Annotated in this window: 11 protein-coding genes; 8 read left to right on the top strand and 3 right to left on the bottom strand. The window is 71.1% G+C overall.

Features of this window, described 5'->3' with window-relative positions; translation table 11 throughout:
* The first annotated feature begins 392 nt into the window (after positions 1–392).
* Positions 393–1,217: a septum formation family protein gene (locus FRAAL_RS25470; RefSeq protein WP_041939770.1), complete on the top strand. Its 825-nt coding sequence runs from the start codon at positions 393–395 to the stop codon at positions 1,215–1,217.
* A gap of 307 nt (positions 1,218–1,524) precedes the next feature.
* A complete protein-coding gene (gene leuA / locus FRAAL_RS25465) occupies positions 1,525–3,294 on the top strand; it encodes a 2-isopropylmalate synthase (RefSeq protein ID WP_041939769.1) in 1,770 nt (589 codons plus the stop codon).
* Positions 3,295–3,388: 94 nt separating this feature from the next.
* Here leuA and FRAAL_RS25460 read toward each other — a convergent pair whose 3' ends face one another.
* Positions 3,389–3,685, bottom strand: coding sequence for a DUF1059 domain-containing protein (locus FRAAL_RS25460; protein ID WP_050997250.1), 297 nt, complete (start codon positions 3,683–3,685; stop codon positions 3,389–3,391).
* Positions 3,682–4,959, bottom strand: a complete 1,278-nt coding sequence (locus FRAAL_RS25455) for an EAL domain-containing protein (RefSeq protein ID WP_011606911.1) — start codon at positions 4,957–4,959, stop codon at positions 3,682–3,684. Before FRAAL_RS25455 ends, FRAAL_RS25460 begins: the two co-directional genes overlap by 4 nt.
* Before the next feature lie 711 nt (positions 4,960–5,670).
* On the opposite strand from FRAAL_RS25455, the gene FRAAL_RS25450 reads away from it, so the two are divergent.
* From FRAAL_RS25450 to cimA, 5 genes are all read left to right on the top strand, one after another.
* Positions 5,671–6,699 carry a 3-isopropylmalate dehydrogenase gene (locus FRAAL_RS25450; protein ID WP_011606910.1) on the top strand — a complete coding sequence of 343 codons (1,029 nt, stop codon included), beginning with the start codon at positions 5,671–5,673 and terminating at the stop codon, positions 6,697–6,699.
* A gap of 280 nt (positions 6,700–6,979) precedes the next feature.
* On the top strand, positions 6,980–7,906 hold the full coding sequence (gene ilvE, locus FRAAL_RS25445) for a branched-chain-amino-acid transaminase (RefSeq protein WP_041941002.1): 927 nt from the start codon (positions 6,980–6,982) through the stop codon (positions 7,904–7,906).
* A gap of 390 nt (positions 7,907–8,296) precedes the next feature.
* Positions 8,297–8,683 (top strand): CBS domain-containing protein, encoded by a 387-nt coding sequence (locus tag FRAAL_RS25440; RefSeq protein ID WP_011606907.1) that lies wholly within the window; start codon positions 8,297–8,299, stop codon positions 8,681–8,683.
* Between the two features lie 109 nt (positions 8,684–8,792).
* Positions 8,793–9,470 (top strand): Crp/Fnr family transcriptional regulator, encoded by a 678-nt coding sequence (locus FRAAL_RS25435; protein WP_041941001.1) that lies wholly within the window; start codon positions 8,793–8,795, stop codon positions 9,468–9,470.
* A 428-nt stretch (positions 9,471–9,898) separates the two neighbouring features.
* Positions 9,899–11,503, top strand: coding sequence for a citramalate synthase (cimA, locus tag FRAAL_RS25430; RefSeq protein ID WP_011606905.1), 1,605 nt, complete (start codon positions 9,899–9,901; stop codon positions 11,501–11,503).
* Between the two features lie 222 nt (positions 11,504–11,725).
* On the opposite strand, the gene FRAAL_RS25425 is transcribed toward cimA, so the two are convergent.
* Positions 11,726–11,989: a hypothetical protein gene (locus FRAAL_RS25425; RefSeq protein WP_011606904.1), complete on the bottom strand. Its 264-nt coding sequence runs from the start codon at positions 11,987–11,989 to the stop codon at positions 11,726–11,728.
* Between the two features lie 257 nt (positions 11,990–12,246).
* Here FRAAL_RS25425 and FRAAL_RS25420 point away from each other — a divergent pair, with 257 nt between their 5' ends.
* Positions 12,247–13,026, top strand: a complete 780-nt coding sequence (locus tag FRAAL_RS25420; protein WP_011606903.1) for a fumarylacetoacetate hydrolase family protein — start codon at positions 12,247–12,249, stop codon at positions 13,024–13,026.
* Positions 13,027–13,153 lie beyond the last annotated feature (127 nt).

Genomic DNA, 13,153 nt, shown 5'->3' with positions numbered 1-13,153 from the left:
AGTCCGGGCCCGCACGCCGGGATCGGGTGGGTGGCAGTTCGGGCCCGCGCGCCGGGACCGGGTGGGTGGCAGTCCGGGCCCGACCCCCCGGGATCGGGTGGCCGGTCGGTGCCGGTCGGCGCCGGGCTGCCGGGCCGGGTCGGTGGCACCCCGGTGGGGGCGCACCGCGGCGGCAGGCTGGCGGGCCCGCCGACGGTGCGGCGACGGCGCGGCGGTCGACTGCCGTCGGGGCCTCGCGACGCCGCAGGTGGGTCGTCGGCGGCGGCCGGTCGGGGCCGCCCACCGGCCCGGCGCGGCGGTGCCGGCCGCCCGGTTCCCGCCCGGAGGTGCCTGGAGTGATCTTTACGCCGAACAGGCGGCCTCAGCTGGGTGTCGGGTTTACCGTGGCTAGCATGGCGTCGCGGCATCAGGACCCGTTCGAGGGGCTTCGCCTGGATGAGCGATTCGTCCGGGGAGCCCGCTTCCTCGAGCCGTCCGCGGCCGAACGCAGCCGGCAGCACGGCCGGACCGCATCCGGTCGTTGCCAGGTCGTCCCCGCTCCCCGCGGGCTGCCCGGGTTCTTCCACCGGCTCGTGTCGCCGCCGAAGCCGCCGGGACGCTCACGGCAGATCGCCCAGATGGTCACCTTCGTCGCCATCATCGTCGGGATGATCACGATCACGGTGGTGGCCCTGCGGCAGACGGCGACCCGGGGCGGCCCGGGCACCGCCACCCGCCTGGCCGCACCGACCGCGGCACAGGGTGGCGCGGCGAGCGCCGCGGGCGCGAGACCCGCGGTCACCGGCTCTCTGACCGGCCCTCCCGCCGGTTATGCGGTCGCCCCGACGCTGCTGGCCGCCCTGCACCGCGGCGACTGCCTGAACTGGGCGCCCTACCCGGCCGGCGTGTCCGTGCCGATGGTCCCGGTGGTCCCGGTCCGGGTGGGCTGCGACCGGCCGCACATCGACGAGGTCACCCGGCTGGTGAACCTCGCGCCGCTGTTCGGCCGCTGGCCCGGTGCGTCGGCGGTGACCCAGGCGGCGGAGACGCGTTGCGCCGGGGCGCTGCGGGACTTCGCCGGGGCCATCGACGCCACCCCGCACTACATCGTCGGCACGATCTACCCGTCCGAGCCGAGCTGGCAGGATGGTGCGCGCTCGGTCGCCTGTACGGTGCGCACCGACGACCTGCGGGCCCGCACCGGCCCGTTCCGGGTCATCGGTTCGATCGGCGCCTGAGGGCGCGAGCGCGCCGCGCCGCGCCGGCTCACCACCGACCTATCGGGCCGACATCGGGTACTGTTTATCCGCGATGCGTGCGCTGCTCCTCCTTAGCCGCCGCGGCGGGGCCTGATCCAGCTGGCTTCCCCGTCGCGGTGTTCTCGTGCGCCAGCGTCGGGATCCTCGCGGTCATGGTGGCCCGGCGGTCACGCCCAGCCCGGGCGGCCGCCCGTCCGGCGCCGCGGAGGATCTGCCGGCCCCCAAGTCCCCTGTGCGATCGTGAGATCCGGTCGACGTGGGGCTCTTCCGAGGAAGCAGGAGCACGATGACCACGCAGCAGCCGTCCGGCATGCCGATCGAGAAGTACCAGGCGTTCACCCCCGTGTCGCTGCCGGACCGGACCTGGCCCGAGAAGTCGATCGTCCGCGCCCCGCAGTGGTGCAGCGTCGACCTGCGCGACGGCAACCAGGCGCTGATCGACCCGATGACCCCCGCGCGCAAGATGCAGATGTTCGAGCTGCTGGTCGCGATGGGCTACAAGGAGATCGAGGTCGGGTTCCCCGCCGCGAGCCAGACGGACTTCGACTTCATCCGCCAGCTCATCGAGTCCGACCGCATCCCGGATGACGTCACCATCCAGGTGCTGACCCAGGCGCGCGAGGAGCTGATCGAGCGCACCGCAGCCTCCCTGGTGGGGGCCGACCGGGCGCTGATCCACCTGTACAACTCGACGTCCACGCTGCAGCGCCGCGTCGTGTTCGGCCTGGACCGGGCCGGCGTCACCGAGATCGCCGTGCAGGGGGCGCGCTGGTGCGTCCAGTACGCCGAGAAGCTGCTCGAGGGCACCGACGTGCGCTGGCAGTACAGCCCGGAGTCGTTCACCGGTACCGAGCTGGACTACGCCGTCGAGGTGTGCGAGGCGGTCATGGACGTGTGGTCGCCGACGCCGCGGCAACCGGTGGTGCTGAACCTGCCGGCGACGGTCGAGATGTCGACGCCGAACGTCTACGCCGACCAGATCGAGTGGGTCGGGCGGAACCTGACCCGGCGTGACGCGGTGATCCTCTCGCTGCACCCGCACAACGACCGGGGCTGCGCGGTCGCCGCGGCGGAGCTCGGCGTGCTGGCCGGTGCGGACCGGGTCGAGGGCTGCCTGTTCGGCAACGGTGAGCGTACCGGCAACGTCTGCCTGGTCACCCTCGGTCTGAACCTGTTCTCGCAGGGCATCGATCCGATGATCGACTTTTCGGACATCGACGGGGTCCGCCGGGCGGTCGAGTACTGCAACCAGCTGCCCGTGCACCCCCGCCATCCCTACGGCGGCGACCTCGTCTACACCGCCTTCTCCGGTTCGCACCAGGACGCGATCAAGAAGGGCCTGGAGGCGATGGAGCGGACCGGCCAGACCCGGTGGGAGGTGCCCTACCTGCCGATCGACCCCAAGGACGTGGGCCGCACCTACGAGGCCGTCATCCGGGTGAACAGCCAGTCCGGCAAGGGCGGCGTCGCCTACCTGCTGAAGTCGGAGCACTCGCTGGAACTGCCGCGACGGCTGCAGATCGAGTTCTCCGGGGTTGTGCAGCGCCACACCGACACCGAGGGCGGCGAGGTCACCGCGGCGGAACTGTGGCGGATCTTCCGCGGCGAGTACTTCCTCGACGGCGCCGAGACGGCGGGCCCGCTGGAGCTGCTGGGGTCGCGGACGAACGCCGCCTCGGGGGAACGCGACGAGGTCTCGGTCTCGGTGCGGTTCGACGGCGCGGATTCGGTGATCACCGGGGTCGGCAACGGCCCCATCGACGCCTTCGTGGCCGCCCTGGCGACCCGCGGCCTGAGCGTGCGCATCCTCGACTACAACGAGCACGCGCTGGGTTCGGGTGCCGACGCTCGGGCGGCGGCCTACCTCGAGGTCTCCGTCGACGACCGGGTGTACTGGGGGGTCGGTATCGATCCCAACATCGTCACCGCATCGTTGCGGGCCGTGGTGAGCGCCGTCAACCGTGCCTCCCGTGACCGGGCGGCCCTGCCGACCTCCGAGCCGGCGGTCGCGGCGCCGAGGGATGGCGGTCGACCCGCCGCGGCACCGGTGGCCTGAGCCGGACGCGGTGGTCTGGCCGGTGGCCTGCGGCGGCCTCGTGGCTGCCACAGGCCGATCCGCCGCGCCGCCGCCGGGTCGGCCACGGCGACGATCAGTCGCGGAGATCCGCCGGTTCGACGTCCCGGACGCTGCGGCGGACCTGATCCAGCATCGCCTCCGGGACGTCGGTCATGCCGTGGTCCACGCGGGCGTGGGTGTCCACGGCACGGACCAGGTCGTCCTCGGCAGACGCGACGATGCGCGTCTCGCACCCGTGAATGATCGCGCCGCAGTAGAATTCCTTCATGGCCGGCCGCCGGACGGTGATCTCCGCGGGCAGGGAATGACCCCCGGCCGCCGGGCTCGGTGACATCAGCGCCTGGGCGGTCCAATATCGGTTCCGTCTCATGTGGACATTTCCGCGAGACGCAGCATCAGACGCTCCATCCGTACCAGGCCGAGGGGTCGACCCATCTCGGTCACGATTATCACCGGGTCGAACCGACTGGCCCGGGCGCGGGTCATGGCGCGCCGCGCCACCTCCGTCACCGACTCCTCCGGACGGGCGAACAGCGTGGTGGGCACCCGGCGGGGTTCGGTACCGCCGCCGGGACCGTTGGACAGATGCAGCGCGACCGGGCGGCACCGGTTGGACACGATGATCGTCGCTCTGGGGGCCTGCTCGTCGTCGGGGCCGGCGGTGGTCGGATCTCCGCGGTTCGCGGCCGCTCGCATGGGGCAGCTCGGGCAGTCCGGCGACTGGGCGCACGAGCCCGAGTCACCCACGCGGATGGTGACCTGTTCCATGAGGCTCTCGATGCTCGCCGCCCGGTTGCTGCGCTCGGAGAGCTGCCGGATGCGCCGGGCCACCCCCGGATCGAGCTGCTGCCAGCCCTCGGACGGGCGACCGAGGAGAAATCCCTGCCCGAGGGGCACCCCGAGCGCGACGAGCATGGCCAGCTCGTCGCCCCGCTCGATGCCCTCCGCGATCACCCAGCCGTTCAGCCGGCTGGCGAAGTTGCCGACGAGCTCGGTCAGGGCGATCTTGACCTGGTCGTCGTCGATGTTGACCACCAGCGAGCGGTCCAGCTTGACGAAGTCCGGTCGGATCCGGGCGAGCTGCCGTAGCCCGGCGTAGCCGGAGCCGACGTCGTCCATGGCGACGAAGGCACCGCGATTGCGCAGCGCGCTCGCGGTGGTGGTCAGACCGGTGGTGGCGTCGAGGTCGACCGCCTCGTTGAGTTCCAGCACGAGCCGGCGCAGGTCCGCGTCCTGCCAGACCTCGGCGACCACGGGCTCGTCCAGCAGGTGCGGCAGGACGTTGACGGCCAGGAAACACCGGTCGGGAAGCCGATCACGGGCCGCGAGCGCGGCCGCGAGAACCCGGGCCTCGAGTTCGGCCGCGTGCCCGAGCCGGTCCGCCGCGGCGAATATGCGGTCGGGGGAGTGCGTCGGATGACTGTGGAAGCGGGCGAGCGCCTCATATCCCGCGATGACCCCGCGTTGCAGATCCACGATCGGCTGGAAGTACAGCGCGGGCTCGGCGGGATCGGCGAGAACCCGGGCCAGGTCGGGGTGGTCGGCCTCGCAGGCGTCCTGTTCCCCACCGGTGAGTCTCGGCGGACTCGCCGCACCCGACGCCTCGGCGCCCGCGGACGCGACCGTGCGTCGGGCGTCGGGCACCTCGCCGGATGTCTCTGCGGAGTCGCCGACATCGGAGCGGCCGCGGGATGGAGATCCCGCGGGAGTCCGCTGTCGAGTAATCATGCGCCGTGCACCCCCTCGCCTCGAAGCACGTCGCACCTGTCCTGTAAGTGAGTTTCTTACCATCTGGCCTCGACGCCGGTCGCGAGTACCGTCCGGAGTTGTGAATCCTGCGGTCTTTTGTGTGACCGGCGGGTGGCGGTCGGATTGCTGGTTGTCGTCTTTCTTGCGTCCGCCCGGCAGGGGCGGCGTGTTCTATGCGGCTGGGCCGTCGATCGTCACCGATCTGTTGTCGACCATGACAATGCACCTCACTTTCTGAGGTATCGGCGCCGCAAGGTCGGAGTGGGTGCTCCGGAGAGCACACATCAATTCGGGAACAACGAACCTGATAGCCCGCGTGCGCCGACCCGACCAGAGTTACGATCGGTAATCGTCAGGCCGCGGTGTGGTGGTCTCGCTGGTCGTCCGGCGATGCCCTGTGGTAGCGGGCGGCCTACCGGCTCATCCCACCGTGTCCGTCCGTCACCGTGCGTCCACCTCGGGTGCTGTCCGAGGACGCCCTCGTCGCGTCGTCCCGCAGTCCTGGTCGGGAAGCTCACCGCGGTGCTTCCGCGGTCCCCGCCGGGCCCCCGGCGCCGGATCGAGTCGAGCCGCTCCGATCCGCCGGTTCCGGCTACAGTCGGGCACATGAGGCTTGCGGTGATCGGCGGTGACGGGATCGGCCCCGAGGTGGTGGCGGAGGGGCTGCGGGTACTGCGGGCCGTGCACCCCAAGGTCGACACGACCGAGTACGACCTGGGCGCCCGGCGTTGGCATCAGACCGGGGAGACGCTGCCCGACGCGGTGCTCGAGGAACTGCGCGGTCACGACGCGATCCTGCTCGGCGCGGTCGGCGATCCGGGTGTTCCCAGCGGCGTGCTCGAGCGCGGCCTGCTGCTGCGCCTGCGCTTCGAGCTCGACCACCACGTCAACCTGCGGCCGGTGCGGCTGTACCCCGGGGTCGCCTCGCCGCTGGCCGGCGATCCGACGATCGACATGATCGTGGTGCGCGAGGGCACCGAGGGCCCGTACGCGGGTGCCGGTGGTGTGCTGCGGCGGGGTACTCCCCACGAGGTCGCCACCGAGGAGAGCCTCAACACCCGCTACGGCGTCGAGCGGGTCGTGCGGGACGCCTTCCGCCGCGCCGCTCGCCGCGAGCGCCGCCATCTCACCCTCGTGCACAAGAACAACGTCCTGACCAAGGCCGGCGACCTGTGGTCGCGCGCGGTCGCCGAGGTGGCGCCCGAGTTTCCCGACGTGCGGGTCGACTACCAGCACGTGGACGCGGCCTCGATGTTCTTCGTGACCGATCCGGGACGGTTCGACGTCATCGTCACGGACAACATGTTCGGCGACATCATCACCGACATCGGCGCGGCGATCACCGGTGGCATCGGGCTGGCCGCCAGCGGCAATCTCGACCCCTCCGGCGCCCATCCGAGCATGTTCGAGCCGGTCCACGGCAGCGCGCCCGACATCGCCGGCAAGCAGCTCGCCGACCCGACGGCGACGGTCGCCTCCGTCGCGATGCTGCTCGACCACCTGGGGCACGCCGAGGAGGCGGCACGGGTCGAGGCCGCGGTCGCGGCGTCGCTCGCGGACCGGGTGGGTGCGGGAGCCGCGGCCCTGTCGACCCGAGAGCGCGGCGAGGACCTCGCCGCGCGGGCGGTCGGCTAGCCCGCTCGACCCGGGCCGGCGCGACCTTTGCCGCGCCGGCGTCCAGCCCCGGCGGTGCGACCGCCGGGACCGTGCCGGTCGTGCCGGCCTGCTCGTGCCGGCCTGCTCGTGCCGGTCGTCGTCGGTCGTCCTCGCGGCTTTCCCCGCCGCGCGGCGAGGTGGTTATCCTCGACGTGGGAGCCGTAGATCCGGTAGACGGCAGCCGACGGGGCCCACCACGGCGATGATCGGCGAATTCGTCATCCCTGTTCGGTTCGTCGATCCTGGCCTGGAGTGCGCTGTGCCCATCACCCCCACCTCGAAGATCTGGATGAGTGGCGAGCTCGTCGATTGGGACGACGCCCGCATCCACGTGCTCAACCCGACCCTGCACTACGGCTGGGGCGTGTTCGAGGGCATCCGCTGTTACGAGACGGCGGAAGGTCCCGCCGTCTTCCGGCTGTCGGATCACATCGCCCGCCTCTACCGCAGTGCGAAGATCTACGTGATGGAGCCCTCCTTCACCCAGGAGGAGGTGGTGGCGGCCACCAAGGAGACCATCGCTGTCAACGACATCTCCTCCTGCTACATCCGGCCCCTGGTCTACCTCGGCTACGGGGAGATGGGTCTCAACCCGCTGCCCTCGCCCGTCGAGGTGATGATCGCGGTGTGGCCGTGGGGTGCCTACCTCGGCGAGGAGGCCGAGGCGAACGGCGTGCGAGCACAGATCTCCTCCTGGAAGCGGAACGACCCCAACATCACCCCGCCGGCGGCGAAGGCGTCCGGGCAGTACCTGAACTCGTCCTTGGCGAAGGTCGCGGCAGTGAAGGCGGGTTACGACGAGGCCATCCTGACGAGCCCGAACGGCCATATCGCGGACGGCACCGGGGAAAATGTCTTCATCGTCTCCGGCCGTCAGGTCATCACTCCGCTGCTGACCGACGGGCCGCTGGGCGGCATCACCCGCGCCTCGATCATGCAGATCGCCGCCGACCAGGGCTACGAGGTGGTCGAGCAGCACGTCGTGCGCACCGACCTCTACCTGGCCGACGAGGCGTTCTTCACCGGGACGGCGGCCGAGATCGTGCCGATCGTCTCAGTCGACGACCGGCAGGTCGGGGCGGGCAAGCCCGGCCCGGTGACTCGCGAGCTGCTGGAGATCTTCCACCGGGCCACGCGAGGTGAACTGGATCGCTACCGATCCTGGAACGAGCTGGTCCGCAACTAGGCGGAGCCGCGCTGCGTCGCCCGCCGTCGAGGCACACCGGTGCACGCGGCCGCGGGATGCCTCGGCGGAGTCCACGTGCGGGCTTCCTGGCGACGGTTGGGCCCGTCCTGGCAAGCGGATGGGCCCGCTTTGGCCGCATTAATACCGATTAGCGGAGTGGTCGAGGTCACAACGAGGTCACGGTAATTCCCGTTTCGCTCTGGCCAATGGGCTCCGCGGCGCCTACCGTCGCGAGTAGCGGGTTTCACGAATGCACAAGCGCCGTGCGGGCAGCGCGGAGCCTGTGGACGGCATTACCGCTGCGGACGGCCCCGTCGACGCCGGCGGGTACCGGCGGCCCTGGATGGTATGCCGAGGTTTCGGACGGTATAGCGGGGTTCGGAGGGCATCGTGCGTGTGTCGGAGGGGATGAGCTCCCTTGTTCTCATGATCGGTCCGGGCCACACGCTCCGCCAGGCTGCGCGGCTGATGGCCGCTCGCAAGGTGGGCGCGGCGGTCGTCCACGACGCGGACAGTCAGGGCTACGGAATTCTCACCGAACGGGACATTCTCCGTTCGATCGCGGCGGAACAGGATCCGGATGTCGAGATCGCCGGCGATCACCTCACCCGCGATGTCGTCTTCGCCGATCCAGCCTGGTCGCTCGACGACGCGGCAGCCGCGATGCTGCGCGGAGGATTTCGTCATCTTATCGTCACGTCGGGTGGTGGAGTGGCCGGAATTCTTTCCATGCGCGACGTGGTGCGGTGCTGGAGTGACCAACATATAACGGTATGATGCGTCCGTGACGTACGCCAAGGATGTTCCCGATGCGCCGTCCACTTCGGACCGGCAAACCCCGGTGGCTGTGGAACATCAGGTGGAGCAACGGCGCTACGGTCACCGCATGCACGACAATGAGGCGGTCGCCCTGCTCCGAGCGACCACGCTGCTGAAGGAGTTGGACGAGGAGGACCTGCTGCGGCTCGCCTCACGGGCGGTCACGCGGCGATTCCGCCGCGGGCAGGTCGTCTTCACCGAGGGTGAGCCAGGAGACACCCTCCTCGTGGTCGCCACGGGGCGGCTCAAGGTGCTCACGAAGGCCGACGACGGGCGCGATCACGTGCTGAACATCGCCGGCCCCCGAGAGACGCTGGGCGAACTCAACATCGTCGAAGCCGGGACGAGATCCGCCAGTGTCGAGGCCCTGGAACCCAGCACGGCGTTGGTTCTCGACCGGGCCGCCGTATGGGAGCTTGTCCGGGAACGCCCGGCCGTCGCCGAGCAGCTCATCCGGGCGCTCGTCGCCCACGTCCGGCGGCTCACCGGCGCCAACGCCGACCTCGTCTTCCTCGACCTGCCACGCCGGGTGGCGAAGCTGTTGCTGTTGCGGATGCGAGAAGCAGGCCGGCCGGTGATCGAGCTCGGCCTCACCCAGACGGAGATCGCCTCGCTGCTCGGCGGTTCCCGCCAGTCCGTCAACCAGGCATTGCGCGAGTTCGAACGGCGCACATGGATCCTGTCGGAAGGGCAGACGATCACGATCCTCCAGGTCGACCGCCTGCGCCGCTTCGCCGGAGACTGAGCAACCGAGCAGCCCCGTGGATTCGCTTCGCGAATCCACGGGGACCCCTGCTGGTGGTCGGTGCCATGGGTGGTTTCCGGGAATCGCCTTCGGCGATCCCCATGGGGGTGGGGTCGGGGCCGTGGGCGGCCTCCGGGGATCGGCTCAGCGATCCCGCGAGTGGCGGAGCTGGGTAGATTGTGGCGCGTAACACACTCGATACATGTCGAGTCTGTTACCTCGTAGGCTTGTCACCCGGCGGCGAACCCGTCTCCGTCGCGCGCTCCGGTCGCTGACCCATGGGACCGGGCGCGTGGCGGTCCCATGGTCCCCGAACCCTGCCGGACGTCGCTGCCGGAGCACGGTCCGTGCGTGACCCGGTGGGACGCGGGACGGCCGTGCCGGACGACGCGGTCCCACGGCCCCCGATCCACCGGAGAGGCGCCCCCGTGCGGCCATACGATCCCGATTCCCTGCACATCTACGACACCACCCTGCGCGACGGTACCCAGCAGGAGGGGTTGTCGCTCTCGGTCGGTGACAAGCTCGCGGTGGCCCGCCACCTCGACGACCTCGGCGTCGGCTTCATCGAGGGCGGCTGGCCGGGATCCAATCCGAAAGACGCGGAGTTCTTCGCCCGGGCCCGCACCGAGCTGACGCTGTCGACCGCGGTGTTGACCGCCTTCGGGGCGACCCGGCGCGCCGGCCGAGTGGCAGCGGACGATCCACAGGTGGCGGCCCTGCGGGAGGCCGGCACCCCGGTGGTCTGCCTGGTCGCGAAGTCGGATCTGCGGCACGTCGAGCGAGCGTTGCGCACCAGCCCCGACGAGAACCTGGCGATGATCCGGGACACCGTCGCCCACCTGCGGGCCGAGGGCAAGCGGGTCTTTCTCGACGCCGAGCACTTCTTCGACGGCTACCGCGTGCATCCCGAGTACGCCCTCGAGGTCGTCTCGGCCGCGGCCGAGGCCGGCGCCGAGGTCGTCGTGCTCTGCGACACGAACGGCGGCATGCTGCCCACCCGCATCGGCGCCGTCGTCACCGAGGTGCTCGCCAGGACCGGTGCCCGGCTGGGCATCCACTGCCACGACGACGCCGACTGCGCGGTGGCGAACACCCTGGTCGCTGTCGAGGCGGGAGTGACCCACGTGCAGGGCACGGCGAACGGCTACGGCGAGCGGTGCGGCAACGCGAACCTGCTCAGCGTCATCGCCGGCCTGGAGACCAAGCTCGGCCGCGCGGCGCTGCCACCGGGGCGGCTGCGGGAGCTCGTCCGGGTCTCCCACGCCATCGACGAGGTCACCAACTCGGTTCCGGACCCCCACCGGCCCTACGTCGGCGCCAGCGCGTTCGCGCACAAGGCCGGGCTGCACGCCAGCGCGGTCAAGATCGACCCGGACATGTACCAGCACATCGACCCGGCAGCGGTCGGCAGCGACATGCGGATGCTGGTCTCCGAACTGGCCGGCCGCGCGACCATCGAGCTCAAGGGCCGCGAACTGGGGCTCGACCTGTCCCACGAGCGTGAGGCCCTCGGCCGGGTGGTGGACCTGGTCAAGGAGCGCGAGGCCACCGGGTTCGCCTACGAGGCGGCCGAGGCGTCGTTCGAGCTGCTGCTGCGTGACGAGGTGACGGGGCGCCAGCGCTTCTACACCCTGGAATCCTGGCGGGTGATCGTCGAACAGCGCTCCGACGGCCAGGTGGTCAGCGAGGCGACCGTCAAGCTCAGCTCGCACGGGGTGCGGCAGGTCGCGACGGCCGAGGGTAACGGGCCCGTCAACGCGCTCGACACCGCCCTGCGTGACGCCCTGGAGAAGTCCTACCCCGGCCTGGCCGACCTGGAGCTCGTCGACTACAAGGTCCGCATCCTCGACGGCAAGCAGGGCACCGGCGCGGTCACCCGGGTGCTGGTCGGCACCAGCGACGGGCGGTCACGGTGGGACACCATCGGTGTCGACGAGAACATCATCGCCGCTTCCTGGTCGGCTCTCGAGGACGCGGTGAACTACGGGCTGCGGCGGCAGGGCGAGCGCGCCGATCCGAACGCGACCTGACGCGCCGATCCGAACGCGACCTGAACAGCCTCGTAGCCGCCGGCAGCCGCTGATCGGCTGGCCGCGTTCACGGCTGGGGCGGCTGGGTCGGCAGAGGGACGCGCCGGCCGCTCGGGTGACGAGCCCCGACGGCACCCCCTGGCAGGCACACAGCGGCCGGCTCAGGGGGTGCCGCGGCACCGGGGGCCGCGATCGGACCGACCAGCCGCGTCCGACGGCCCGTCAGTCCTCCGGGATCTCCTCCCACCACTGGCACCACCAGTCACCGCCGACGAGGATCCGCAGCTTCGGGTGCCAGCAGTAGGTGAGGTCCTTGTCGGTGTCGAGGTAGTACAGGCAGTTGTCGCACCGTTCGTCCCCGTTGGGCTTGCCGCGCAGGATCGCGTCGTCGGCAAGGTGGCCCAGCTTGACGCTCAGCTCCTCGTCGATCGGCTTGGGCTCCGGCGCCCCGACGTCGTAGACGGGGGTGGTATCGATTTCGCTCACCGTTCTCCTTCCAATCCGGGTGTGACACGCCCGATACGGGCTCACCGCCGCCGGCGCCGGAAGTACCGGGCAGGCGGGACGCCGGGCCGCAACGGCTGCCGCCCGGTGCCTGGACCTGTCACTCGATCTGGCCCGATTCTCTGGCACACCCGGCGTTCTGGCGAACCCGATCACAGGCCGCCGCCTCGTGGTGCGCTCGCCGGACGCCCGCGGCGACGGCCGCCGGGTTCCGTCGCCCGGCTGGATACGGTCAGGGCGTGCGTATCGCGAGGTTCACCGATGGTTCGGAGCCCGGATTCGGGGTCGTCGAGGGGGCGGTCGAGGAGGGCAACGCCGTCATCTCGGTCATCGCCCCCCATCCCTTCGGCCCCTTCTCCTTCACCGGCGCCCGGCGGCCGCTCGGCGACGTCCGGCTGCTTGCTCCGGTCCTGCCCAGCAAGGTGCTCTGCGTCGGCAAGAACTATGCCGACCATGTTCGGGAGATGGGCGGTGACACCCCGCCGGAGCGCCCGATCCTGTTCCTCAAGCCGTCGACGAGCGTCTCCGGCCCGGGCGATCCGATCACGCTCCCGCCGGACAGCGACCGGGTCGACTTCGAGGGGGAGCTGGCGGTCGTCATCGGGCGACTGTGCCGGGACGTCCCCGCGGAGCGGGCCTTCGACGTGGTGCTCGGCTACACCTGCGCCAACGACGTGACGGCGCGGGATCAGCAGCAGACCGACGGCCAGTGGACCCGGGCCAAGGGACACGACTCGTTCTGTCCGATCGGTCCCTGGATCGAGACGGAGCTCGATCCCACGGACCTCTCGATCCGCACCACCCTCGACGGTGAGCTGCGGCAGAACTCCCGCACGAAGCTGCTGCTGCGCGACGTGCCCGCCCTCATCGCCGCCATGTCCGCCGCCATGACCCTGCTGCCTGGCGACGTGCTCCTGACGGGCACGCCGGCGGGGGTGGGGCCGATGCGACCGGGCCAGACCGTGGCGGTGACCGTGGAGGGCATCGGCACCCTGACCAACCCGGTGACGGCCCGCTGAGTTCCCCCGCCCGCGGGCGGGGTGGGGCATTCCTCGGTCCTGCGCCGGCCGGACAACCCGCACCGCTCTGCGGGTTGCGGGGGCTCACCCGGGCGCCTGCCCTGGTGGGGTGGCGCGGGACGGCTGC

Origin of the sequence: Frankia alni ACN14a, from assembly GCF_000058485.1 — a bacterium.
Classification (GTDB): Bacteria; Actinomycetota; Actinomycetes; order Frankiales; family Frankiaceae; genus Frankia; species Frankia alni.
The sequence above is the reverse complement of the archived record's forward strand: the minus strand, read 5'-3'. Positions and strand labels throughout refer to the sequence as shown.